The following is a 26,730-nucleotide window of genomic DNA, read 5'->3' as shown; positions in this document are numbered from 1 at the left end:
GTGCAGAGTGATTAAATTATATGAATCTAGTTAGATACTTTATAGATGTAAAATGAGGCCACACTCGCCCCAAGTAAGCTTACATCTAAAGCTGTTGAACCTGTAAGTCCAAAGTTAATTTTATCTCCAGCCTGGAAAGTATAAATTGAGTTAAGGCTGGTTTCAGAAATTGTTAAACTCAATAAAATAAGGTTAGCTCCACTGAATGGGCGGTTGTCTATTATTGTTGCTACACCGGCTCTTGTTCTTAAAATTCCCACGCCGGGTGAGTTGGCAAGGAGAGAGGCCTGTAGTCCGGTACCGTATTTAAAGGTAAATCCGATTGCATATATTCCTGCAGATGGAATGGTGTATGTATTATCGGTGTCTGAGAATAAGGCTGCATTTCCTATTGATCTTTCAGTAGCAAGGAAGTTGACTGCTCTGAATCCTGAAGGGAATAATCCTAAACTTAATAAGCTTATTCCTGTAGTTTTTTTGGCTGCATACACAGAAGCATTAGTACCGGATGCCGTTGTAGCAGCATCAATAATGATCTGAGGGTCTACTTTGGCAACTTGAAAGGTCCCGTCATTGACCACCATAATAGTATATCCAGGTAAAGCAGGTATCATTTGAGTATCCCTTACTTTCAAAGTTCCATTCACATCCAATGTAGCGGACGGATTAGCTGTGTTGATCCCCACTTGGGAAAATGCTGGAATTGCAATTAGAGCAAAGAGCAAATTGTAAATTTTAGTTTTCATTGTGTAAGCTTTTCAATTAGTTTTTAGAATTATTGAATGCAAAAACCATGCCTTGCATTATGTTTTTTTTAATTATTTACATGTTATTGTATTGATAATTCAAACAAATGTTTATTTTGTGATTTATATTTCTTCGTAATATGCTTATGTGTTAATATTTTTTAAAATAAATTCTGGAGTAAAAATAGATATTTTATTTTAATATTTCCTCATTTTATGAATTAAATATTTTTAAATTTTGTCATGTTTTGTGACACTTAATTATAATGGTGGCAGTGTTTGTCATATAATCACGGCGAGAAGACATGTCAAAACAAAAAAACACTGCCATAAGAGCAGTGTTAGTTGAGCTATATTATCTGTATAATTTTAGCTTTCGAGGAGGAATTCCTTATAATTACCCAGAAAGTCAACCTCCGCATTAATTGACTGAAGCTCCAAAAGAGCATTTCCATGAAGTACTTCTTCCCACTTTCCAACTACATTAATAAAGAAAAAGTAATTACCGAGGCCTGTTTTCAGTGTTCGGGATTCAATTTTGCTGAGGTTCATCTTTCGCCAGGCAAAAACAGACAGGACCTGATGAAGTCCACCCGCATGATCCTCAGGAAGGTTGATCAGCATACCGGATTTCTCTCCCAGTACCTCAAGGCTGGTGTTATGGTAAGCCGGCTGCTGTTTGGTAATGACTATAAAACGGGTATGATTCTGTTCAAAATCCTGAATATTCCGGTGAACGATTTTTAATCCGTACAGATTGGCGGCAAACTGATTGGCGACGGCAGCTATTTTCAAATCTTTATTTTCAGAAACATATTTTGCTGCTGCTGCTGTAGAAGAAAAATCCTGTCTCACAATATCCTTATGATGTGTATCCAGAAAATGGAAGCTTTGAGCCAGAGCTTGCGGATGCGAATATATTTTTTCTATTTCTTCCAAATTGTTCTCAGGATGAATCATCAGATGATGGGCAATAGGCATCACTCCCTCTGCTTCAATTTTGATGGAAGGTGTTTTGTATAAATAATCCAGGGTCATAGAAACAGTCCCTTCAATAGAATTTTCCAAAGGAACAACAGCTTTGTCCGCTTGTCCACTATTAACAGCATTAAAACAGTCCAGAATATTGGCCTGCGGTAAAAGTTCTTCCCCCGGAAAAAGCTGCGTGGCTGCCAACTGTGTGAAACTGGCGTGGGGTCCCAGAAATGCGATCTTCATACGTTTATATCAATGTTATTATATTTAGAATTCTGATTGAAGTGCAAAGATGCAAATTAGTTTAAAAACAATTGTATCTTTCGTTAATGATATCTTTCTTCTCGCTGCAACCTTTACCTAAGATCTGCTACCTGTTCCAATTCTCTTCAATAAGCTTTATCAGAAAATCCGGACACCTTATGATTTTGCTGGTTTTTGCATCCAGAAAGAACAGGGTAGTGGATGCTTCCGTGATCTTTATCCCTTCTTCATTGAAAATTTCATATTCAAATTCAATTCTTACCCCTGGAATTTTTTTGACATAGGTATGAATTTCTAATTTTTGATCGTAAAGCGCTGGGCGGATGTATTTAATTTTATAATCTGAAACAGGAAGCCAAATTCCTTGGTTCTCAATTTCATCGTATGACATTCCTATGCTTCGGAAGAGTTCCACTCTGCCAATTTCAAGATACTCTGCATAGTTGCCATAGTATACATATTTCATAGGGTCTGTTTCTACGTAACGTACTCGTATTGAGTGAGTTGTATGTATCATTTTTAGTCCTTATTTACACATACAAATATATTTTTAAATAATCAATACCTGCAATATTTTTTTTTGAAAAGAAAAAATTGGACCTTTGTCTTCCTTCTACAAAAAGTACTAACAAAGATTTAATCGGGGCATAAATATGGATGAAAATTTAATGATGATATGGCAGAAATGTCTTCAGTTCATGCGTGATAATTTGAATGCAGCTGAGGATAATTCTGATCTTAAGAAGCTTGAAAAATCCTTCGACATGCTATTCGATAAGGTACAGCCACTTTCGTTGGTTGCTAATAACCTTACGCTTATAGTGCCGAGCGATTTTTACAAGGAATATATTGAGGATAATTACCTATCCCTGCTTTCTGCTGCCCTGAAGAAAAATCTTGGAAAAGGTGTCAAATTATGGTATTCTGTCATGGAAAACAGGCCTACCGGAGAGGAGAAGCCAGTGACTATGAATATGAAGGGAAAAAGCGTTCCTACCCCAAAAATGCAGGAGACAATGCCACAGGGATTCTCTGCGAATATTGTAAACCCTTTTGTACTTCCGGGAATAAGAAAAGTAAATATAGATTCGAACCTGAAGTCTGACTATTCTTTTGATAATTATATAGAAGGAGAGAGTAATAAATTTGCTGCCACGGTAGCCAGATCTATTGCGAAAAGACCAGGCGCAACAGCTTTCAATCCATTATTTCTTCACGGAGGATATGGGGTTGGAAAGACACACCTGGGACAGGCTGTAGGTCTTGAGGTAAAAAATCAGTTTCCGGATAAAGTCGTACTTTATCTGTCTTCAGAAAAATTTATCCAGCAGTTTATTTCTGCTGCGAAAGCCCATAAGCAGACTGAGTTTGCCAATTTCTATCAGATGGTTGATGTTTTGATCATTGATGATATTCAGTTTCTTTCAGGTAAATCTGCGACACAGGATAGTTTCTTCCATATTTTTGATCATCTTCATCAGAACGGAAAACAGATCATCCTTACATCAGATAAAGCGCCTGCAGATATCATGGACATTCAGGAAAGAATTGTTTCCCGTTTCAAATGGGGACTTTCTGCTGAAATTAAATCACCGGATCTTTCTACAAGAAGACAGATCATAGTAGATAAACTGAGCAGAGATGGAATTGTTCTTCCAGGCGATATGCTGGATTTCCTTGCCGCTGAAGCCAAGACCAATGTAAGAGAACTTATCGGAGTCATTAATTCTGTGATTGCTTATTCTACGGTTTATAAAACAGACTTAAGCCTTGAATTACTAAAAGATACAATCAATAAGATTGCAGCCAACCAGAAGAAAGTGATCAATATTCCATATATTCAGGAGGTGGTATGCGATTATTTCGGAATCAAAAAAGAACAGCTTCTTTCTAAAACAAGAAAAAGAGAAATTGCACTTCCGAGACAATTGGCGATGTATTTTTCAAAAGAGCTGACTAATGCTACTTTTACAAAGATAGGTGAAGAGATGGGCGGAAAAGACCATTCAACAGTAATGTACGCCTGCGATACCATTAAAGATGTATCAAAAATTGATAAAGAAGTAAAAAAGTACGTTAAAGATCTTGCTGAAAGAATCAAAAAATAGAAAATAATTTAATCTGAATAAATTGAAATGGAGAATAGTTTTATTCTTCATTTTTTATTTAGTTTTGCTGCTGGAAGTAATGATTTTACATTTTTAGTTGTCTTAATAGAATAAATCATTTAATCTTTCAATTAATAGAATGATATGAAAATATTGATGGTGTGCCTCGGGAATATCTGCAGAAGTCCTTTAGCAGAAGGTATTATGAAGACAAAAGTCCCTGAAAACTTTTTTATAGACTCAGCAGGAACAATCTCTCTGCACGAAGGGGAAACTCCGGATAAAAGAGCTGTAAAAACAGCCGCAAACCATCATATTGATATTTCGCAACAAAGGTCCAGACCTATTACCAAAACTGATTTTGATACTTTTGATAAGATTTACTGTATGGACATTGATGTATATGAAGATGTGGTTTCAAAAGCACAGAATGAAGAACAGCGCCAGAAAATATTATTATTTATGTCTGCACTGGGAGATCATAAAAATGCAGAGGTTCCTGATCCTTACTGGGGAAATATGAAGGATTTTGAAGACGTTTTCCAATTGTTGGACAAAGGATGTGACGCTATTAAAAACCAAATTCTATCATAATATGAAAACATTAATTCTCACACTTCTCCTAAGCTTTAGTTTTTCTTTTGCCCAAACCCAGGACGAAACTGAAATACGGAAAGTAATGGAAGAATTTATGCAGTGTATCAAAACCAGGGATGAAGCCAAGTTTGCATCTTTATTTCAGGATCCAGTGCTTTGGACCGGAATTTATAATGACAGAACCCAGGCTAAACGTCTGGAAAAAAATCCAAAAGCGGAATACTATTTTACGGATGATTATAAAGCCTTTATCAGAGGCTTTAAGGATAATAAATCTGAGGAAAAATTCGACAATATCAAAATCATTGAAGACGGAGCTGTAGCTTCTGCTAATTTTGACTACAGTTTCTGGTATGACGGGAAAATGGAAAATTGGGGTAAAGAAATCTGGACTTTGATGAAGATCCACGGAATATGGAAAATTACTTCAGTTACCTTTTCTATGGATCTTACGGAATATTTCCCTCAACCTTCACTAAAAGAAAGAACTAAAAAACAATAAAATGCTTTTTTTACTCCCAGCCTATTTATCAGAAAATACTTCTATTACTCACTTTTCACCCGTACTGAAAGATTATATTATGCAGACGGATTATTTCTTTGTGGAAAATGAAAAAACAGCCAGAAAGGTTATTAAATTCTTTGCTCCCGAAAAGAAGCAGTCTGATTTGAAGCTGTTTCTGCTTGACAAGTACACGGAAAATGCTGATATCAAAGAAGCTCAAACGCTCATGCTGCAGGGACAGGACTTTGGGCTCCTTTCTGAGGCCGGGCTTCCATGTATTGCGGATCCCGGAAACCTGATTGTGAAATGGTGTCATGAAAAAAATATCAGGGTGATTCCTGTTTCTGGACCATCATCCATTATTTTGGCTTTAATTTCCAGTGGATTCAATGGGCAGGAATTTACTTTTCATGGATACCTTCCGATAGATAAAGGAGAAAAGAAAAAGCAGATTCAACGCCTGGAAAGTTTAGTGCAGCAGACAGGATATTCTCAAATCTTTATGGAAACTCCCTATAGAAATAATCCGCTTTTTGAAGATCTTACCAAATTTTTATCTCCGAATACAAAGCTCTGCATCGCAGCAAATATTAACGATCCGGAGCATGAATTCATCCAGACAAAAACCATTAACGACTGGAAAAAAGCAAAGCCGGAACTCCACAAAATTCCTGCGGTATTTGTCTTAGGGAAATAGTACTCACAACGTCATTGCGAATTGAAAGTGAAGCAATCTCTACAGTAATTTGTCTATTATTTCTCTCGCAGATTTAGCAGATCGGGCAGATCTTTTTTGTGAGTATTCTTAATTTGAATGATGGGCTAAATCTGTGAGAGATATAGAATCATTCATCAGTTTGAAGCTGTTTCATTTACCATCTTACCTATAAATAAACATTTAACAGCCCTTAACATGCCCTTTGCACCATTCTTGTTCTGTACAGCTTATAACACCAAAAAAATAAATTATGTCAGATAAGAAATTAGCAGGACTTTGGATAGATACTGAAAAAGCAATTGTTGTAAAGAATCACGATGCACAGAATGCATTCAAATTTTTCCTTTGCAGTCCTGTAAAAGCAGAAATACAGCATGGAAATTCAAGTGAAAATGCAGCCAATAATGCTGAACGTACTAACCGGATAAAGTTTTTTAAAGAAGTAGAGCATCTTCTGACCAATTCCCAGGAAGTTTATATTACAGGTCCTGGAACCATTCAGGAGGAGCTTAAAAAGTATCTTCATGATACGGCTCAATTTAAGAATTTAACAATAACATTAGATACAGCACAAAAAATGTCAGATGAGCAGGTGCTCGAAACCGTTAAAGATTTTTTCAATGCTTAAATCATTGATCATGCAGTAAAAATCCGGATGTCGGCAACGACATCCGGATTTTTATTTATACAGAAAACGTTATTTTGTACTTCTTCCTGACTTCCATTTTCTCCATAAGAAGATAATAATGGGAATAAGGAGCAGAAACGGCCATAAAGAAATAATTCCCAAAAGAAAACTCATAAAGCTGTTCCATCCTTCAGTAACAGAATCTGCAAAGCGGCTTCCGAAACCAATTTTTGAAGTGGCAGAACTTCTTACTTTCTCCTTATATAAACTCAGATTGAGTGTGCTGTAATTCACCCGGTCGTCAATGAATCGGAGCCTGCCTTCCGCTACATCAATTTCATCTTCCAGTTCGCGGATGGTCTCCTGGATTTCGATCATGTCTTTTGTAGTAGAAGCGCTTCTAAGCATATCGCGGTATTTCTCGAGATAGATCTTTTTATTGGCCAGTTTGATAGAGACATCGGTATATTCTTCAGTGACGTCATCAGATGAGATATTTTTGGATAAAACAGAACCCACTCCGTCAGAAAATGAATTAATGAGCGCATCGAAATTTTTATGCGGGACACGGATAACAAGGTCTAGATTGTCATCTAGGTCAGTATTTTGAAACTGTTCAGTTTGAATATAAGCATTATTTTTTTTCAGAATATCTTCTACCTGATTCTGGGCTTTTTTAATATCTCCCACCTGGATTTTCATATTGCCGTTTTTAATGATCTTTTTGGCAATAGTGTCCAGCTTTTTCGGGGCTATAGAAGGTTGCGCAGATTTATTAACGGGTTCTGATTTTTCAGAAATAGAGCTAGCAGGAGCCATTTGATAAACTTCTTTTGGCGCTGGAGGAGCCTCCACTTCATACTCAGCGACTGCTACTGCTTTATCAGCTGCTACTGCCGGAGAGGAATTGGCAACGTCCAGTTCGGATTTCTTGCACCCGCTCATCAAAAGCAGTATACATAAAGGTAAAAATAATTTTCTCATGAATATTTTTTATTGAACCTTATCAAGAATTATGCTTAAATCTTTATTTTGTTTCAAATTCACAATATTTTTATAAAATTTATTAAGATTCATTATTTTAATAGTTTTGAAAACAATCTGAAATCTAAATTATTTTCTATTTTTAGGGAATGAAAAAAAGTCTTTTAGCATTCGCATTTTCTCCATTTTTAATGTTCGCTCAGGAAGTTCCGAAACTTACCGATGAAATGGCAGGTAAATTACTTGAAAAACCCCTTCACTGTATCAATCAGGAATATCCAAATAAGACGGCACACATTATCAATAATGCCGGTGAGGTTATTTTGACTCCCAAAGATCTTCACCCAAGTTTTTACGGCTGTTTCGACTGGCACAGTTCCGTGCACGGACACTGGATGCTTGTGAGATTGCTGAAGACGAAACCCAATCTGGCCAATGCAAAAGACATTGAAAAAATCCTTGACAATTCGTTAGCCAAAGAAAACTTGCAGGCTGAAGGCGATTATTTCACAAAATATGAATTGACCACTACTTTTGAAAGAACCTATGGCTGGGCCTGGCTGCTGAAGCTTGACGAAGAACTGACCACTTGGAATCATCCAAAAGCTAAAATCTGGCATGAAAATTTAAAACCTCTCACAGATCAGATTTTAAAATCATGGAAAGCCTATCTTCCCAAACAAACTTATCCGAACAGAACTGGAGTTCACCCAAATACAGCCTTTGGTCTTGCTTTCGCAATCGATTGGGCTATAGCCAATCATGACAAGGAATTTGAGAATCAATTAAAGGAAAAAGCAAAATATTTTTACGGAAAAGACCAGAAAACACCTGCTTATTTGGAACCAGACGGATCTGACTTCTTCTCGCCAAGCCTTGAAATTGCAGACCTCATGAGAAGAGTACTGCCACAAAAAGAATTTGTCCTGTGGCTGAACAATTTTTATGAGAAGAGAAGTTTGGAGAATATTGAGAAAATCCCTGTTGTCAGTGACCTGAGCGATTATCAGACCGTGCATCTGGTTGGACTTTCTTTTTCTAAAGCATGGTGCATGAAAGGGATATCAAAGGCTCTTCCAGAGGGGCATCCATTGAAGAAAGATTTTAAGAAAACGGCAGATGTATTTTTAGCCAAAGGACTTCCTTTATTGTTTCAGGGGAATTATGGCGGAGACCACTGGTTGGCGAGCTTTGCGGTTTATTCTCTGGAAGATTAAAGGTTGTAAGCGAAAATTATATTGGCTACATTTGTGCCATGTCAGCTTTAGAAAAATTTGGTGTTGAAATTTTCACTCAGCATAATATTTTCGAGAGAATTTCTGCGGATAAACCTTTCCGTCCGGAAAACCCTGCCTTTATTTTTATTAAATCAGGGACGATAAAGCTTCGTCAGCATTTCAGTGATCTGGAGCTTTCTGCCAATATGTTTATGGTAACCGACCCTCAGACGATTTATGAAATGGTTTCCGTAAGTGGCGATTTTCAGTCGAGAATGGTTTCTTACAAAAGAGATTTTATCTCTGCACTGTCATTGAAATTCAACAGGCTGATCACCTATCGTTATTTCCGTCAGCAGATGAATAAGGGGGTTCCTTTTCCTGAAAATGAAATGGAAGTGGTCTGGAAAAGTGTCAACTTTCTTAAATATATTTTAGATTCAGATACCGAAATGCTCTACAAAAAAGAGATGGTGGAACATCTTTTCTCCGTTTTCTGTTATCAGATGGCGGGAATTATTTCCAAGGAAGATAACAATTCCATGAATCAGATGTCCAGACAGGAAGAGATTGTTTTTGTATTCCTGACAGATCTCGCAGAACATCATCTTACAGAAAGAACCGTTGAGTTTTATGCCGAAAGGCAGTCGATTACAACCAGACATCTTTCCTCAGTCGTGAAATCCATTACCGGAAAATCTGCCAGCCAGATCATTGCCTTAATTGTAATGAATGAAGCCAAAGTGCTTTTAAACTCCTCCAATAAACCTGTTTCAGAGATTTCTTCAATCCTCGGTTTCAGCGATCAATATGCATTTTCTCACTTTTTTAAAAAGCATCTCGAAGTAAGCCCACGACAGTACAGACATCAGTTTGAAAGTTGAAATCTTACATTTAAACATCTTTTTCCAAAATTCAAACATTTGATTGAATTTGTAGCCACCGTAACTTTGCCTTCGTAAAACAAGGTAAAATGACAAATAATGTAAAAACAGCACTATCATTCGTGATAGCTCTATTCCCTGCGCTGTTTTTTTCTCAACAGATCAAACAGATGACTGCAGGTGAGGCAGCCGATATGGCTGTGAAAAACCACCAGCAGTTAAAAGTGGCTGCGCAGAATATTGACATTGCAAAACAGAGTACAAATGTTGCAAAACTTCAAAAGCTCCCTAATATTACAGCTTCTACAAGCCAGTTCTATTTAGGCGATGCGGTAGCAATAGACAAAGATTTTTCGAACTCAACCGATATTCCGATGCCTCATTACGGAAGCTCATATGCTGTACAGGCTACCCAGCTGATCTTTAAAGGAGGTTTGGTGAATAAGTCCATTGAGATGGCAGGTCTACGTGAGCAGCTTTCAGAACTGGATTTGGAAAAAAATAAGCTTGATGTGAAATTTCTCGTGATCTCCAATTATCTGGATATCTATAAAATATTGAACCAGGAAACCGTTTTTCAGAATAACAAAAAACTGGCTCAGGAACGTCTGAAAAATATCCAGAAGTTTTATCAGCAGGGTATGGTGACCCGTAATGAGGTTATCCGTGGAGAGTTGGCCATCAAAAATCTGGATCAGGGAATTCTTACCCTTACGAATAACAAAAAGATCCTTAATTACAATTTAAATATCGCGTTAGGTCTTCCTGCCGATACAGAAATTGTTCCTGTTGAAAGTTTAACGGATAAAGAATCCGGGATTGGCATCGATTATTATATGGATCTTGCCCACGACAGTAATCCTCAGCTGAAATCCGCAAAGAAAAATATTGATGTTGCTGATAAAAATATTGAAATAATAAAAACGGATCAAATGCCAACGCTTTCCGGATTCGGAGGCTATACTTTACAACGTCCGATTACGAATAGAAATCCTGTTTTGGATATGTATTCCGGAGGATGGCAGGCTGGTGTTTCATTGAGCTACAATATTGATAATTTATATAAGACAAAAGAAAAAGTTAAGCTTGGTGAACTGCAGAAAACACAAGCCGGTGATGCAGTGATACTCGTTCAGCAGAATGTAGATATGACAGTGAATGCAGCTTATGTAAAATACCAGGAATCTATTCAACAGGCTGATATCCTGAATGATTCCAAAAGACTGGCTGAAGAAAACTACAAGATCACTGAAGCCAAATATTTAAACCAGTTAGCAGTACAGGCTGAAATGATTGATGCGCAGAACCAGAAACTTCAGTCGGAACTGGACTATGCCAATGCGGAGATCAATGTATTGTATCAATATTATAACCTGCTGAAGGCTGCAGGAACGCTTTAATTTTAAAACTGAAAATCAAGATAATGGAAAACAAGGAACAAAATACTCAAAATACCCAGGCCGCACCGGTACAGTCGGGAGCAGCCGTTAAAAAGAAACAGAACAAAAAAAATAAAATCAGAGCGATCATTTCTAATACGGTTGTATTCCTGGTTATAGGATTCGGACTTTTCTGGCTGGTCCGCGAATATTTTCACATAGGAGACAAAACGTATACGGAAGCTGCTCAGGTAGAAGAATTCATTAACCCAATCAATACAAGGGTTTCGGCTTATATTAAAGATATAAAATTTATAGAGCACCAGAAGGTTAAAAAAGGAGATACCCTGGTCATCCTGGATAAGAATGAACTATTAACCCAGTTAGGCCAGGCAGAAGCTGCGTATCAGAATGCAATTGCCCAGAGATCAGCAACAAGTTCATCCGTAAATACAGTTTCCAATAACGTAAGTGTCATGGAATCTAATATTGCCGGTGCCAAAGCAAGATTATGGAACGCCGAGCAGAATTTAAACCGGTATAAAAACCTTCTTGCCGCAGAAGCAGTGACCAGACAACAGTACGACCAGATCAAAACAGAATATGATGCTCAGAAAGCAGCATATGAAACCTTAGTCAACCAGAAACAGTCGGCTAACCTTTCCACAACTGAGGTAAAAAGCAAATTAGGAATTAATGATGCAGAGATCAAAAGAACAAAGGCAGCACTGGATATGGCAAAGATCAATCTTTCTTATACTGTCATCACCGCACCTTACGATGGAATCATGGGACGCAGAATGATCTCTGAAGGACAATTGATTCAGCCGGGTCAGCAGGTCGCTACCATCGTTCTGAATGGCCAGAAATGGGTAACAGCTAATTTTCTTGAAAGCCAGATGCCTAATATTAAGATCGGTGAAAAGATGACAATGACCGCTGATGCTTTGGGAGGAAAACAATTTGAAGGGGTTGTCACTGCTATTTCAGCAGCGACAGGTTCAAGATATTCCAGTGTTCCTACCGACAATTCTACAGGTAACTTTATCAAGGTGCAGCAGAGAATTCCAGTAAGAATAGAATTCAGCAACTCTAATAAAAAGGAAGATCTGGAAAAACTGAGCGCAGGAATGAATATGAATGTAAATATTAATTAGGATTGAAAGATTTAAGCATTTAATGATTGAAAGATTTTAGAAGGGAAGCCGGAAGTCAGAAGAGGGAAGTTGATGCAGACGAATCATAACTTCCGGTCCCTTTCTTATTTTTTAATTTTTTTTAAACAGAATTTATTTGGAAAGCAGAAGTATGATGACAAAAGAAACTTCCATCTCCCATCTTCCTGCTTCCATCCTCTAACTTCTAACCTCTAATTTCTAAATTCATGTACAACAAAGGACTATACAACGACTGGGTACCCAAACCCGTACAGCTGCTGCTCATCGTACTGCTATTGGCAGTAGTAATGCCGCTTGGCGGGGTGTATACCGGAAACATCAGTTATCTGGTGAGCGGTACCGGTGCGATGACAGAATATTTTATGTGGGCCAATTATGCCACCACAATAGGAATGGGCGCCTGTATGCCGATCGTTCTCAGAATGAAGATGAGATTTAAGGTGAGAGATAAAATGACAGTGCTGCTCGTACTTTTAGGAGTATTGAGCTACATCAATGGAACAACGATGCAGCCAATGGTATTTGTGTTTACGGCATTGTTTATCGGGTTTTTAAAGATGATGGTGACTATTGAATTATTCCTTCCGTTAATGACAATGATTGGTAACAGAGGGATGTTTTACGGACTGTTTTACACCTTTGTTTTAGTGATGAACCAGGTGGCAGCTTATTATTCAGTGGTCGTTTCCATTCATTACAACTGGCAGCATTTCTACATCATTGCAGCGGTATTGTGTTTCATTCTTGCCCTGATCCACTGGATATTTATGCATGATAAATACTTTGCCTTAAAAGTTCCGTTACATTATATTGACTGGATGAGTATCATGCTATTCGTTTCTACGTTTATGTTTTCCGCCTATGTTTTTTCTTTCGGAAAGCAACAGGATTGGTGGAATTCAAAACATATTATGAATGCGAGTATGGCTGCTTTCGTAAGCTTTGCTTTGCTGGTGGTTCGTCAGTTTACTTTAAAAAGGCCTTATTTATCATTCACGATATTCAAAAAAAATAATGTGCAGCATGGTCTGTTTATGCTGTTGTTTCTGGGAATGTTCTTAGGAACGACTGCACTGCAGAATACCTTTGCAGTAGGAGTTCTCGGATATGATCAGCAAACGAACGCAGGGCTGAATCTACTCATGATTCCCGGAATTATCCTGGCAGGAACAATTGCTGTATTTTGGTTTAAAAAAGAAATACCATTGAAAATGTACATCTTCTCAGGGTTTTCAGCAATGATGGGGTATGCATTGATTATGTACTTTTCGATGGTTTTAGAATTCAATTATGAGAACTGGTACCTGCCGATGTTGTTAAAAGGATACGGGATGTGTTCATTGTTCATTTCAGTGTGGTTCTATACCCTGGATAAACTTGAAATGGATGATATGCTGGCCGCCATCGGATTAGTGCTTGTGTGGAGAACTTTTCTGGCTGTGGGCTTTTTCTCAGCATTGTATTCATGGTTTCAGTACCGTTTCCAGATAACGGCAGTAGGTGATCTTGCGGTATATATTGACGGAATGACGGTGAGTCCTCAGACTTTAGCCGCGAATATGAAGACGCTTCAGCTGAATGCCATTATTGTGGCCGGCAAAAAGATCTTCGGATATATTATTTTGGTAGGTTTTGGAGTGTTGCTGTACGTCATGACACATCATTTTGGAAGGGAAAGATTCCGGTATTTGAGATTCATCAGAGTTCTCGGCGGTAAATCTGTAATTGCCAGAAGAAGACTCCGTGAACGGAAACAATTATTAGAAGAAATAAAAGACGCAGCCGGGCCTGCGGTTTAAAGATACCTTGTTTTTCACGAGTAAAGCTCTGCTATAATTTTTTAGTGGGGCTTTACTTTTTTTGAATTAATTAATTTTATTTAGACAAAATAAAATTAAATTTGTATCAATAAAATTTAAAGATATGTCAAGAATTCAAACAGGGCGGATTGTTGCAGAACTGACAAGAAAAGAATATATCACAGATCATTACATCAGAGTCTATCTGTATTCTCCCGAAGCTCATTTGTTTAAAAATACCACCATTGGTGATAATAATAAGATCGCTGTTCCTCCTGTAGGTTTGGATGAAATTCATTTTCCGACGTTGGATGAAAACCGCCAATGGGTTTATCCTCCAAAAGAAGTAGCTCCTGCCATAAGAACCTATACCCACAGAGGGATTGATCTGGACAAAAATGAGCTGATCATTGATTTTGTAGACCATGGTGATGGCGGTCCCGCATCAAAATGGGCCCGGGAATCTGAAGCCGGATCCAAACTGGGCATCATGATGCGAACCGAAGCTAAAGAAATGTATCCGGATGCTGAATGGTACCTGTTTATAGGAGATGCAACTGCCATTCCTGTTCTGAGTGCGATGCTGGAAACTTTACCGGAAACAGCGAAAGGAGTCTGCATCATCGAAGTTCACGGAAAAGAAGACGAACAGATCCTTAAAACTAAGGCTGATATTGCATTTAAATGGCTTCATAATCCCACACCGCAAATCAGTAGTAAAATGGCAGATACTGTAAAAGATATTGCTATTCCGGAAATGTCTAAATTCGGATATGTTGCGGCAGAATTTTCAAGTGTAAAGGAGATCCGCAACTACCTTAGAAAAGAAAAAAACTGGACATCACAGGAGCTTAATGCCTATTCTTATTGGAAAGCCGGCGTTGCAGAGAATGAATCGGAAAAGGATAGGCATAAGGAGAAGGATTCGATGGGGTAGGATTATTAGGTCAATGGTGAATTTTGCTTTGCAAGTGAATAGTGAATGGCAGGTTTAAGAGCCGAGAGCCAAGAACCAAGAATCAAGAATCAAGACATCCCATACCAGACAATAATTCATTAACATAATAATTACGCAGTAACCAGCAACGAACAAACCAGCAACCAAAATCACTTTCAAACTCATTTACTCTCAAACCCTCAAACTCTCAATCCTCACCGCAGACAAACTTGCAATCCGAACCCGAAACTCTTATCTTTGCACCCTTAAATACAGCAATGAAAGATTTAATGGGTAAAGCAGTCTGGGATTATTTTCGCAATGAAAACCCTGAGGATCTGCAAACAGAAACATCAATATCGGAACTGGATGAGCTTCCGGTAGCGTATCTTTTCAGAGATTTTGAGGAGATGAACGATATTGAGCAGAAAGCACTTGAGCTGGCTCAGGGGAAAGTTCTGGACATTGGTGCCGGTGCCGGTTCTCATGCTTTGTATCTTCAGAACGAAAGAAATCTTGATGTGTTGGCACTGGATATTTCACCAAAATCTGTTGAAGTCTGTAAGCTTAGGGGAATTAAAAAAGCGGTATGCGAAAATATGCTTGATTTTTCCGGTGAAACCTTTGATACCATCCTGCTTTTGATGAATGGAACCGGAATTTTTGAAAGTCTGGAAAAAATTGATATTTATCTTCAGAAGCTGTACACTTTAATTAATGATAACGGACAGATCCTGATCGACAGTACGGATATTCTGTATATGTTCGACCGTGATGAAGATGGGGGAGTTTATATTCCGGCAGGTGGCTATTATGGTGAATTGGATTATGTGGTTCATTATAAAGGAGAATCTGAAGATCCTATCAAATGGCTCTACCTTGATTTTACAACTTTGAAAAATGCCGCAGAAAATAACGGCTTTAAGGTAGAAAAAATAATGCAGGATGAAGATTCCTATCTGGCAAAACTGACTAAGAAGTAGCTTGAGAATATATCCTGAAAAGTATAGATTATTACAATCATTACAACGGAAATAAGAATTGGGAAAATATAGGAAGCTGCTCTGTAGGGCAGCTTTTTCGGTGTAAATGATACCGATAATATAAGCAAAATTAACATTCCGATTCCACCTACAGAAAGCTCAGGATTTCTTGTAAGTCTAGAGGTATTTTGAGTCCCGATTTTATACAAAAAAGAAACTAAGAAATGCTGAACAGGCAGATAGAGAAATCCAAAAATAAAAGTAAAAACGGCTGGTGCGTATTTTTTTAATTTAATAAAATTTATTCCCAATAATATTGATCCCGGAATGGTTCCCAAAATAAAACTGATTATTAAAATGACATCCCTTGGAAATAATTGTATGGCACTTGGATCTTCTGTAATATGATCTTTCCACATTTCCTGCTCTTCCTGAAATTCTAATTCTTCCCGGTCCTTTTTATGCTGAATGATGTTTTGGATCTGTATCTTTTCCTCTTCACTGAAAGTTCGTCCTCTTTCTTCTAGTATTTCAAAAGCCATTTGCACAGCTTCCGGAGTAAAGCGGTTTCCTTCTTTTAAATAATTTTCTAATTCCAGATGGGAAAGTTTTTTTAGAACACTCTTTTTAACCATAGTTTAAAAAAATAAAATGGGCATAAAAAATGCCCATTTTGTATAATTGTTTGTTTGAAATTATCCTATCTCAATACCATTTTCTACATTGCTGTCATCCGGTGTTACGAAAGACAGTTTTCCATCAGGTTTTGTCGTTAATAAGAACATACCCTGAGACTCTATTCCTCTGATCTTTCTTGGAGCAAGGTTCAATAAGATCATTACTTGTTTCCCGATAAGTTCTTCCGGTGTGAAGCTTTCTGCAACACCTGAAACCACAGTTCTGATATCAACGCCTGTATCTACTTTGAATTTTAATAATTTATCCGCTTTTTCCACTTTTTCAGCTTCTAAAATGGTAGCTGTTCTAAGGTCTATTTTAGCAAAATCATCAAAAGAAATCTCTTCTTTCACAGGGTTGGCGTTAGGGTTTGTTTTTTTATTGTTTTGTTTGGTCTGTTCCAGTTTTTCAATCTGAGCTTCGATGACGCTGTCTTCAATTTTTGAATAAATTAAAGGAGCTTTTTCGACAATTTTATGTCCTGCTTCAATTAAAACTTTTGAATTTTCAATAGTAGTCCAATCTAATTGGCTAACATTGAAAATTTCATAGATTTTTTCAGCTGTGAAAGGAAGGAAGGGCTCAGCTAAATTTCCTAATGCAACTGCAATTTGAGCTCCGATAAATAATGTATTTTTAGTCTTTTCTACATCATTTTCAAAAGTTTTCCACGGTTCTTCATTTTGAAGATATCCATTTCCAAACCTTGCTAAATTCATAAAAGCAGTTAAAGCATTTCTGAATTCGTAATTATCTAAATAGTTTCTTATTTCAATAGCGCTTTTACTGATTTGTTCAAGCTCAGGAGCATTTATATCTCCTTCAGGAACTTCACCATTAAAATATTTATTAATTAAAACAGCAACGCGATTTATGAAATTTCCAAAAATATTTACCAGCTCAGAATTATTTTTAGTCTGGAAATCTTTCCAGGTAAAATTATTGTCCTTTGTTTCCGGAGCAGACGAAAGAAGCGCATATCTTAACACATCCTGTTGTCCCGGGAATTCTTCTACATATTCATGTGCCCATACCGCCCAGTTTCTGGACGTTGAGATCTTATCGTTCTCAAGGTTTAAGAATTCAAAGGCAGGAACATTTTTCGGCATGATATAATCACCGTGAGCTTTCATCATTGCAGGGAAGATAATACAGTGGAATACAATATTATCCTTTCCGATAAAATGAACCAGATCACTGTTTTCATTCTGCCAGTAATCTTTCCAATTTTTTCCGTTTTTCTCTGCCCATTCTTTAGTGAAAGAAATATATCCGATAGGGGCATCAAACCAAACGTAAAGCACTTTCCCTTCTGCATTTGGAAGCGGTACAGGAACTCCCCAGTTCAGATCTCTGGTCATGGCACGTGGCTTTAAACCATCATTCAACCATGATTTAACCTGTCCGTATACATTTGGTTTCCAGTCATCTTTATGGCCTTCAATGATCCATTCGTTCAGAAAATCTTCATATTCATTTAAGGGAAGATACCAGTTTTTGGTCTCCTTAAGAATCGGAACATTTCCGCTTAACATGGATTTCGGATTGATCAGTTCTGAAGGCGATAGGGTAGACCCACACTTTTCGCACTGGTCTCCGTAAGCATTTTCATTCCCACAGTTCGGGCATGTTCCTACAATATATCGGTCTGCCAAAAATTCTCCGGCCTGTTCATCAAAATACTGCTCAGAAATCTCTTCCGTAAATTTCCCTTTTTCATAAAGGACCTTAAAGAAATCCTGGCTCGTTTCGTAATGCTTTTTAGAGGTTGTTCTGGAATACTCATCAAAAGAAATTCCCAGATCTGAAAAAGATTTTTTGATGATCTCATGGTATTTATCCACAATATCCTGAGGTGTTACTCCTTCTTTTTTTGCTCTGATGGTAATAGGAATGCCATGCTCATCCGATCCGCAGATAAATGCTACATCTTTTCCTAATCTTCTCTGAAATCTTGCGTAGACATCCGCAGGAATATACACACCTGCCAAATGTCCTATATGAACCGGTCCGTTTGCATAAGGCAAAGCTGCCGTAATCATCTTTCTGTTTGACATTTATCGTAAAGTTTTAACTGCAAAGATAAGAATTATCTCCTAGAACCGCCTAATATTCGGTTATAATAAGTTTTTTGCCCGTCTGCCAGACTGAAATATTACATTTAGTTAAACAAATGTTTAACTTTTTGTTAATTATATCAATATATTATGCATCGCATATATTAACGTAATGTTATGGAAAACAGATATTTGGTTTTTTGACAGACAAGCAATTTACATAAATTTATCTAAATTTTCAATAATATTATAATAATTCTAAATTTTTTATAAATTGCAAGGCTGGTTGTACAGCATTATTAAAGAAACGAAACTAAAAAAAACGATATTGTGAAAAATTTTACAACGGTATTAAAAATTGCGCCTGCCTTTTTATTGGCTAGTTCAATGATACATGCACAGACACAAGACTCTATAACCAAGGAGAAAAAAATCGAAGAGGTTGTATTGATCGGATATGGAAAACAAAAGAAATCTGACCTTACAGGATCTATTACTTCAGTTACTGCCAAAGACTTCAACGGAGGAGCAACTTCTGCAGGTCAGCTGATCCAGGGTAAAACACCTGGAGTACAGATTACGAATAACAGCGGTGCTCCGGGGTCGGGTACAAAAATTAGAATCAGGGGAACATCTTCTTTAAGTGGAGAAAACTCTCCATTAATTGTTATTGATGGAGTTCCTCAGGATTTTGTGGGAATGAATGGTGTTTCTGATCCTTTATCTCTCATCAACCCCAATGATATTGAAACATTTGATATCCTGAAAGATGCTTCTGCTACTGCTATTTATGGTAATAGAGCTTCTAATGGTGTTATTTTGATTACAACTAAGAAAGGAAGCTCCGGGAAATTTAAAGTGAATTTCTCAACAGTAGCTTCGGTTTCTACGAAAATGGGAAATGTAGATGTGTTAAATGCACAGGAGTTTAGAGATTTTGTCAATACCTACGCACCGGCAAACTACAAGACCAAACTTGGAAATGCAGATACGAATTGGCAGGACAAGATTTACCAGGCAGCTTGGGGAACAGACAATAATATAGCCCTGTCAGGAGGTATTAAAGGCTTGCCTTACCGTTTATCATTAGGTTATAACGAACAAAACGGTATTGTAAGATCAAATTCTTTCCGTAGAACCTCGGTAGGCTTGAACTTAAATCCTAAGTTCTTAGATAATCATTTATCAGTAAATGTCAATGCCAAAGGAACTTTTACAGATAACAGATTTGTAGATGGCGGAGTAATCAAAGCAGCTACTTATTTTGACCCTACACAGCCTGTATATTCCGGAAACTCCAATTATGGAGGATATTATGAATGGTTGGATTCAGGATCAGCAACAGGATATAATGTGAATGCCAATACCAACCCTCTTGGGTTAATTGATGGCGTACGAGATGTATCATCTGTGACCAGAGGATTGGGAAATATTCAGTTAGATTACAAACTTCACTTTCTTCCTGACCTGCATTTTAATGTGAATGCCGGTTATGATTATACAAAAAGTGAAGGACACAAATTTAAAGATGCAAACTACAGACCTGGTTACGGTGACAAAGGAAGTTCTAATTTCTACTCGATGGAAAAAAAGAACAAACTTTTGGAAACCTATTTTAATTATGTTAAAAATATAGCTCCAATTAATACAGGAGTAGATATTACAGCCGGATATGCTTACCAGGATTTCCGCACAATTGTTCCGGGAGCTATTACTTATAAAGGAAATGGTACTACTTTACCACCGGATCTAGATTTTGAAACACAGAATACACTAATATCTTTTTATGGAAGAGCTATTTTCACAGTAGCTAATAAGTATATTATTTCTGGATCTGTTCGTAAAGATGGTTCCTCAAGATTCTTTAACGGGACAAGAGATAATGTATGGGGTGTCTTTCCTGGAGTTTCTTTGGCTTGGAAGCTTAATGAAGAAAACTTCATCAAAAATATTTCAGCAATTAGTACTTTAAAATTGAGAGCGGGATGGGGAAAAACCGGACAGCAGGAACTACCGGCTCTAAACGGAAATAAACCTAATAATTACCCTGCATTTGCTGCATATAATCCAAGTTATCCAGGTGCTAGTTATCAATTTGGGAACGAATATTATTTTATGTTCAGACCTGCCAATTATAATCCAAATCTTACATGGGAGACTACCACTACAAAAAATATAGGATTGGATTTTGGTTTTACTCAAAATAGAATTACCGGATCTATCGACCTTTTCAGAAAAGACACTAAGGATCTATTGGTATATGCTGATGAAGCAGCAGGAGGCTTAAGTAATGCCAGCTGGCAAAATGTGGGAGATATGAAGAATGAAGGTATTGAAGGAAGCATTACAGTAGTTCCTGTTAAAAATGAAAAGACTACTTGGGAATTAAGCTTTAATGCAACACATTACAATCCAATTGTAACTAAATTGAAAGACAGAGCAGATGAATCATTCAATATGGAAGTCGGTGGTATTGAGGGAGGTGCCGGAAACAGAATTCAGGCACATGCTGTAGGATATGCTCCAAATTCATTCTGGGTATATCAGCAGGTATATGATACTAATGGAAAACCTGTAGACGGAGCATATGTAGATAGAAACGCAGATGGCATGATCAATACAAAAGATATGTACTATTACAAGTCTACTACTCCGGATGCTATTTTAGGTTTTTCAACTAAAGTATCTCATAAAAACTGGGATTTTGCGCTTAGTGCAAGAGCCGTATTAGGAAACTATGTTTATAACAACATGGCATCCAATAGTTCATTGCAGTCTGCGTCTACAAACGAATACCTTCAAAATGTATTCTCCACTGCTCCAGAATATAAATTCTCTGTACCTCAGTACAAATCGGATATTTATGTAGAGAATGCATCATTCTTAAGATTAGATAATATCAATATTGGCTATAATTTCGGTGAAGTTTTCTCTAAAGGAAGTAATCTGAAAGTATACGGTATGGCACAAAACGTTTTTGTAATTACTAAATATACAGGGGTGGACCCTGAAGTTTTTGGGAACATAGACAACGGATATTATCAGATGCCTAGAGTATATTCATTGGGCTTTAATTTTCAATTTTAAATAATAATTACGATGAAACTAAATAAAATCAAACTTAAAAATATAGTATTGCCTCTTTCTGCTGCATTTCTACTGACTACAGCGTCATGTGTAAAAGATTTAGAAAGAGAGCCAATAACAGATGTTACCTCTGCAAGTATCTATAAAGATTTTTCCAACTATAAAAATATTTTAGCAAAACTCTATGGAGGCCTTGCTATGGGAGGACAGGTAAGTGGAGATGGTGACCAGCCTGATAGTGATATTAATGGAATTAACGGAGGTTTTTCACAGTATACAAGATTACTGTATACCCTTAATGTAATAACCACTGATGAAGCAGTAATAGGTTGGAATGATGGAAATCTTCATACCCTTCATAAAATGACATGGGATGCTTCTAATGAATTTATTGCTGCAATGTATTACAGAGTATATACGGAAATTGCTTTTTGTAATGAATTTCTGAGAAATGTTACAGACGAAAAATTAGCAGTAAATAATATTACCGGAGACAACCTTGCTCAGGCAAAATTAATGAGAGCCGAAGCCCGTTTCCTAAGAGCACAATCCTATTATCATGCAATTGATATGTTCGGGAATGTACCTTTTGTAGATGAAACATATCTTCCTGGATCTGTAAATCCTCCACAGAGAATAGACAGAAAATCATTATTTAACTTCATAGAATCTGAATTGGTTGCAGTAGCAGGTGAATTAAAAGAGCCTAAAACCAATGAATATGGCAGAGCAGACAAAGCTGCAGCTTGGGCGTTATTGGCAAAATTATATTTAAATGCTGAAGTATATACAGGAACACAGAGAAATACAGACTGTATTACTTATTGTAATAAAGTAATTGCAGCAGGTTATTCTTTAAAGCCAAAGTATGATGAGCTGTTCCTTGCAGATAATAATATCAGTAATCCAGAACAGATACTAAGTGTAAATTTTGATGGGATTAATACACAAACCAACGGAGGAACTACTTACTTAGTCCATGCAGCAGTAGGTGGGGGCATGAAAGCTTCTGATTTTGGAATCAATGGTGGTTGGAGCGGAATCAGAACGACAAAGGCATTTGTAAACCTATTCCCAACTAATGGAACTGATAAAAGAGGAAGGTTTTTTACAGCAGGACAGAATTTGGAAATTAACGATCTGGGTTCTTTTACAGATGGATATGCATTTATCAAGTATAAGAACGTTAAAAGCAATGGATCTGTAGGGGCACATGATAACTGGGTGGAGGCTGATATTCCTCTATATCGTTTAGCAGACATCTACCTTATGTATGCAGAAGCTGTTCTTAGAGGAGGAAGTGGAGGTAGTCAGGCAACTGCAGTCACTTACGTTAACCAATTAAGAGAACGTGCTTATGGTAATACAAGTGGAAACGTAACTTCAATAAATCTGAACTTTATTTTAGATGAAAGAGCAAGAGAATTATCTTGGGAAACATCTAGAAGATCAGATCTTGTCCGTTTCAACAAATTTACGACAGGAGATTATCTATGGCCATGGAAAGGGAATGTTAAAGATGGAAAAGCTGTTGAAAGCTATAGAAATCTTTTCCCTATCCCAAATAAAGATATTATAGCCAATCCTAACCTGATTCAGAATCCTGGATATTAATTAAAAACACTATACAATGAAACAAATATTTAGATTATTAACCATAGCCCTCATTGGTTTTCTGGTTATTTCCTGCGAAAAGGATGAAGATCAGGCTGTGATTAGTGAAACAAACGCAGGTAAGCTTTCTTCTGATAAAAGTACAATAGTTCTTAATGAACTCGTTGCCAATGATGCTGTGATTAATTTCACATGGACGAAACCAACATTTAATATCGCTGTAGTTTCCAGCCAGCAGATAGAATTCGGGATCAAAGGAAACAATTTTAAAAAAAGTGCTACTGTTGATTTTTCCAATGATTTAATGACAGGTTCAGTTACCCATGCTGCAATGAATGCTGCTATGTTCAATATCGGAGCGACACCAGATGTTGTAAATGATATTGAAGCAAGACTAAAAACATCTGTAGGATCAGCAGCTTTTTATTCCAATGTAATAGCCCTTAAAGTAACACCTTATACTCCAAACCCGGATTTGGTATATCCGAAGATTAATGTACCTGGCGGATATGCCGGAGCAGCGGGTTATGCAAATTGGAATCCTGCCAATTCACCAAACCTGTTCTCTCCTGAAAAAGATAATAAATACAGAGGATTCATCTGGATTAGTAATCTTACAGGTGAAAACGGACAGTACAAATTTGCGATCAATCAAGATTGGCCGGGAAATAAAGGAGATGACGGAACGAATACCGGAAAATTAGTTGGAGACGGAGCAAACATAAAAGCCCCTGTAATAGGAACATACTATGTTAAAGTTGATTGGGTTGCAAATACCTATTCATCGGTGTTGGCAAACTTTGGTATAATCGGAGATGCTACGCCTACAGGATGGAACTCAGATACAGATTTTGTTTATAATCCGGCTACAAAGACTTACGTAATCAATTCAATTATGTTGAGTAGTACAGGATCATTTAAATTTAGAGGAAATGACGACTGGGCACTAAAATTCCAGCCTAAGAAAGATGACCAGACTCTGGTTTCAGGAAAGGCCGTACAAACTTATTTCAATGCTGAAAATACAGTAGACGGTGATCCTAATTATAAAGTATCCGAAGCAGGAAACTATAAAATAGAACTGGATTTACATAATTCGGCCTATTACAAGTTAACTGTTACAAAATTGTAAAACGTCCAAAATAATTTGATAAAGTGTTGCTTTACCGCAGCACTTTATCTATTTTTAAGTTTATAAATAATCATTATGAAGAAAATTACAGTTGGAGCGATATTGCTCTCAATGATGTTCGCAGGTGTTAATGCACAGTCTTTGAAATCACCGGATGGAAAATTTGAAATGAACTTTCAGCTGAAACAGGGGGTACCCTATTATAATCTGAAATACAATGGTGCTGTGGTGGTAGAAGATTCTAAATTAGGATTAAGATTATTTAAAGACTCAGCTATTAAATTCGCTTCTGAAATAGCTAAAGCGGAAGACGCAAAATTTGACCTGAACAACGGGTTCACGAAAACACAAGAAAAACGTGACTCTAAAAACGAAACCTGGCAGCCGGTTTTGGGCGAAAAGAAAAACTATATTAATCATTACAACGAACTTGCCGTTACCTTGGATCAGGCTTCTACAAGCAGAAGTATTGTTGTAAAGTTCAGATTGTTTAATGATGGATTGGGATTCAGATATGAATTTCCACAGCAGAAAAACCTGAATTATTTCGTGATCAGAGAAGAAGATTCCGAAATTGATTTCCCTACAGATATGAAAGCATGGTGGATTGTTGCAGACTATGATTCCCAGGAATATCAATACCAGGAAACAAAGATCTCCGAAATTCCTTCCCAATGGGATAAGGCATTCGATGCTAATGCCTCTCAGGCTCTCGTTAAAAATGCTGTTCAGTCTCCATTGATGCTTAAAAAAGAAGGTAAAGATCCTTTATATGTAAATGTAGCAGAAGCAGCTGTTTTAGATTATCCGGCTTCCCATCTTGAAGTGGATGCCCGGAATTTTAAATTCAAAACACATCTTACTGCTGACAGACAGGGGGCAAAAGGATATATTCAAACCCCTTCAGTAACCCCTTGGAGAACCATTATCGTTTCTCCAAAAGCAGAAGAGGTGATGGAATCTAAAATGATTTTTAACCTTAATGAGCCTACAAAATATACCGATACTTCTTACATTCATCCTACCAAATACATGGGTGTATGGTGGGAAATGATCATCGGAAAATCCCAGTGGGCTTATTCTACTGCTGAAAACGTACATCTGGACAAAACAGATTTCTCAAAATTGACGCCAAACGGAAAACATGCGGCTAACAATACAAAAGTTAAAGAATATATCGACTTTGCTGCTGAAAACGGTTTCCAGGGATTATTGATTGAAGGCTGGAATATTGGTTGGGAAGACTGGTTCGGTCATTCCAAAGAATTTGTTTTCGATTTCATTACACCGTATCCGGATTTTGACATCAAAATGCTGAATGAATATGCCCATTCGAAAGGCATTAAGCTTATCATGCACCATGAAACTTCAGGTTCTGCAACCAATTATGAAAGATGGTCGGATAAAGCTTTCCAGCTGATGAACAAATACGGTTATGATGCCGTAAAAACAGGCTATGTGGGAGATATCATCCCAAGAGGAGAACACCATTACTCACAATGGACAATCAACCATTTTTACAGAATTGCTGAAAAAGCAAACGATTATAAAATCATGGTCAATTCCCATGAATCTGTACGCCCTACAGGTGAAAGCCGTACCTATCCGAACTATATTTCTGCAGAAGCAGCCAGAGGAACTGAATACGAAGCATTCGGAGGAAATAAACCTGACCACCAGACCGTTCTTCCGTTTACAAGATGGATGGGAGGATCTATGGATTACACACCGGGTATTTTCCAGACTAAATTAGATTATTATTTCCCTGGAGATAAGCGTTTTGTGAAAACTACACTTGCCAAACAGCTTGCCCTGTATGTAACGATGTATATGCCTCTTCAGATGGCGGCAGACCTTCCTGAAAACTATAAAAAGCATATGGATGCATTCCAGTTTATCAAGGATGTTGCTGCAGACTGGGATGATACTAAGATTTTATCGGCAGAGCCGGGAGATTATGTCATCACTGCCAGAAAGGCAAAAGGTACTGACAATTGGTTTGTAGGAGGTATTACTGATGAAAATAAGCGTGAATACACCGTAGATTTCTCTTTCCTGGATAAAGGGAAAAAATATGAGGTAACCGTTTACGAAGATGGAAAAGATGCCGATTATATTGATAATCCTCAAAGTTATAACATCTACAAAAAACAGATCACCAGCAAATCTAAATTGAATTTCAAAATGGCGAGAAGCGGCGGTTTTGCTGTCTCTGTAAAGCCAGTCAATTAAGATTTAATTCATAAGTTTGTTATGCCCC

Annotated in this window: 22 protein-coding genes; 16 read left to right on the top strand and 6 right to left on the bottom strand. The window is 37.3% G+C overall.

The window, feature by feature from the left end:
• Positions 1 to 26: 26 nt before the first annotated feature.
• The 3 genes from DRF61_RS13100 to DRF61_RS13090 form a co-directional block, all read right to left on the bottom strand.
• The gene (locus DRF61_RS13100) at positions 27 to 746 is read right to left on the bottom strand and encodes a hypothetical protein (protein WP_111957727.1); all 720 of its coding nucleotides are present in this window, start codon (positions 744 to 746) and stop codon (positions 27 to 29) included.
• Positions 747 to 1,115: 369 nt separating this feature from the next.
• Complete coding sequence (gene pheA, locus DRF61_RS13095; protein WP_111957725.1) at positions 1,116 to 1,964, bottom strand: prephenate dehydratase; 849 nt, start codon at positions 1,962 to 1,964, stop codon at positions 1,116 to 1,118.
• A 127-nt stretch (positions 1,965 to 2,091) separates the two neighbouring features.
• Positions 2,092 to 2,502, bottom strand: coding sequence for an acyl-CoA thioesterase (locus DRF61_RS13090; protein WP_111957723.1), 411 nt, complete (start codon positions 2,500 to 2,502; stop codon positions 2,092 to 2,094).
• A 136-nt stretch (positions 2,503 to 2,638) separates the two neighbouring features.
• On the opposite strand from DRF61_RS13090, the gene dnaA reads away from it, so the two are divergent.
• From dnaA to DRF61_RS13065, 5 genes are all read left to right on the top strand, one after another.
• Complete coding sequence (dnaA, locus tag DRF61_RS13085; protein WP_111957721.1) at positions 2,639 to 4,093, top strand: chromosomal replication initiator protein DnaA; 1,455 nt, start codon at positions 2,639 to 2,641, stop codon at positions 4,091 to 4,093.
• Positions 4,094 to 4,237: 144 nt separating this feature from the next.
• Complete coding sequence (locus tag DRF61_RS13080) at positions 4,238 to 4,687, top strand: low molecular weight protein-tyrosine-phosphatase (RefSeq protein WP_111957719.1); 450 nt, start codon at positions 4,238 to 4,240, stop codon at positions 4,685 to 4,687.
• A gap of 1 nt (position 4,688) precedes the next feature.
• Entirely contained in the window at positions 4,689 to 5,192 is a 504-nt protein-coding gene (locus DRF61_RS13075) for a DUF4440 domain-containing protein (RefSeq protein ID WP_111957717.1), read from the top strand.
• Position 5,193: 1 nt separating this feature from the next.
• Positions 5,194 to 5,892: an SAM-dependent methyltransferase gene (locus DRF61_RS13070; protein WP_111957715.1), complete on the top strand. Its 699-nt coding sequence runs from the start codon at positions 5,194 to 5,196 to the stop codon at positions 5,890 to 5,892.
• Positions 5,893 to 6,163: 271 nt separating this feature from the next.
• Positions 6,164 to 6,541, top strand: a complete 378-nt coding sequence (locus DRF61_RS13065; protein ID WP_111957713.1) for a hypothetical protein — start codon at positions 6,164 to 6,166, stop codon at positions 6,539 to 6,541.
• A gap of 69 nt (positions 6,542 to 6,610) precedes the next feature.
• Here DRF61_RS13065 and DRF61_RS13060 read toward each other — a convergent pair whose 3' ends face one another.
• Positions 6,611 to 7,525 (bottom strand): DUF4349 domain-containing protein, encoded by a 915-nt coding sequence (locus DRF61_RS13060; RefSeq protein ID WP_111957711.1) that lies wholly within the window; start codon positions 7,523 to 7,525, stop codon positions 6,611 to 6,613.
• A gap of 149 nt (positions 7,526 to 7,674) precedes the next feature.
• Here DRF61_RS13060 and DRF61_RS13055 point away from each other — a divergent pair, with 149 nt between their 5' ends.
• The 7 genes from DRF61_RS13055 (at position 7,675) to DRF61_RS13025 (ending at position 15,902) form a co-directional block, all read left to right on the top strand.
• Positions 7,675 to 8,742, top strand: a complete 1,068-nt coding sequence (locus DRF61_RS13055; protein WP_111957709.1) for a DUF2891 domain-containing protein — start codon at positions 7,675 to 7,677, stop codon at positions 8,740 to 8,742.
• A 38-nt stretch (positions 8,743 to 8,780) separates the two neighbouring features.
• Positions 8,781 to 9,626, top strand: a complete 846-nt coding sequence (locus tag DRF61_RS13050; RefSeq protein ID WP_111957707.1) for a helix-turn-helix domain-containing protein — start codon at positions 8,781 to 8,783, stop codon at positions 9,624 to 9,626.
• 89 nt (positions 9,627 to 9,715) lie between these two features.
• Positions 9,716 to 11,026 (top strand): TolC family protein, encoded by a 1,311-nt coding sequence (locus DRF61_RS13045; RefSeq protein ID WP_111957705.1) that lies wholly within the window; start codon positions 9,716 to 9,718, stop codon positions 11,024 to 11,026.
• Between the two features lie 23 nt (positions 11,027 to 11,049).
• On the top strand, positions 11,050 to 12,162 hold the full coding sequence (locus tag DRF61_RS13040; protein WP_111957703.1) for an HlyD family secretion protein: 1,113 nt from the start codon (positions 11,050 to 11,052) through the stop codon (positions 12,160 to 12,162).
• Between the two features lie 227 nt (positions 12,163 to 12,389).
• The gene (locus DRF61_RS13035; protein ID WP_111957701.1) at positions 12,390 to 13,982 is read left to right on the top strand and encodes an efflux MFS transporter permease; all 1,593 of its coding nucleotides are present in this window, start codon (positions 12,390 to 12,392) and stop codon (positions 13,980 to 13,982) included.
• Between the two features lie 124 nt (positions 13,983 to 14,106).
• Positions 14,107 to 14,919 (top strand): siderophore-interacting protein, encoded by an 813-nt coding sequence (locus DRF61_RS13030; protein ID WP_111957699.1) that lies wholly within the window; start codon positions 14,107 to 14,109, stop codon positions 14,917 to 14,919.
• Between the two features lie 278 nt (positions 14,920 to 15,197).
• A complete protein-coding gene (locus DRF61_RS13025) occupies positions 15,198 to 15,902 on the top strand; it encodes a class I SAM-dependent methyltransferase (RefSeq protein WP_111957697.1) in 705 nt (234 codons plus the stop codon).
• On the opposite strand, the gene DRF61_RS13020 is transcribed toward DRF61_RS13025, so the two are convergent.
• Both DRF61_RS13020 and metG read right to left on the bottom strand, forming a co-directional pair.
• A complete protein-coding gene (locus DRF61_RS13020) occupies positions 15,875 to 16,537 on the bottom strand; it encodes a hypothetical protein (protein WP_111957695.1) in 663 nt (220 codons plus the stop codon). The two genes, DRF61_RS13025 and DRF61_RS13020, sit on opposite strands and share 28 nt — an antisense overlap.
• A 60-nt stretch (positions 16,538 to 16,597) precedes the next feature.
• On the bottom strand, positions 16,598 to 18,637 hold the full coding sequence (metG, locus tag DRF61_RS13015; RefSeq protein ID WP_111957693.1) for a methionine--tRNA ligase: 2,040 nt from the start codon (positions 18,635 to 18,637) through the stop codon (positions 16,598 to 16,600).
• A gap of 330 nt (positions 18,638 to 18,967) precedes the next feature.
• Between metG and DRF61_RS13010 the strand changes: the two genes are divergently transcribed.
• The 4 genes from DRF61_RS13010 to DRF61_RS12995 all read left to right on the top strand — a co-directional run bounded on the left by DRF61_RS13010 (position 18,968) and on the right by DRF61_RS12995 (position 26,702).
• Positions 18,968 to 21,724: a SusC/RagA family TonB-linked outer membrane protein gene (locus DRF61_RS13010; protein ID WP_111957691.1), complete on the top strand. Its 2,757-nt coding sequence runs from the start codon at positions 18,968 to 18,970 to the stop codon at positions 21,722 to 21,724.
• A gap of 12 nt (positions 21,725 to 21,736) precedes the next feature.
• The gene (locus tag DRF61_RS13005; protein WP_111957689.1) at positions 21,737 to 23,338 is read left to right on the top strand and encodes a RagB/SusD family nutrient uptake outer membrane protein; all 1,602 of its coding nucleotides are present in this window, start codon (positions 21,737 to 21,739) and stop codon (positions 23,336 to 23,338) included.
• 16 nt (positions 23,339 to 23,354) lie between these two features.
• Positions 23,355 to 24,470, top strand: a complete 1,116-nt coding sequence (locus DRF61_RS13000; protein ID WP_111957687.1) for a SusE domain-containing protein — start codon at positions 23,355 to 23,357, stop codon at positions 24,468 to 24,470.
• Between the two features lie 75 nt (positions 24,471 to 24,545).
• Complete coding sequence (locus DRF61_RS12995) at positions 24,546 to 26,702, top strand: glycoside hydrolase family 97 protein (protein WP_111957685.1); 2,157 nt, start codon at positions 24,546 to 24,548, stop codon at positions 26,700 to 26,702.
• Positions 26,703 to 26,730 lie beyond the last annotated feature (28 nt).

Origin of the sequence: Chryseobacterium lathyri (genome assembly GCF_003290185.1) — a bacterium.
Classification (GTDB): Bacteria; Bacteroidota; Bacteroidia; order Flavobacteriales; family Weeksellaceae; genus Chryseobacterium; species Chryseobacterium lathyri.
This window is presented reverse-complemented; position numbering and strand designations above follow the sequence as displayed.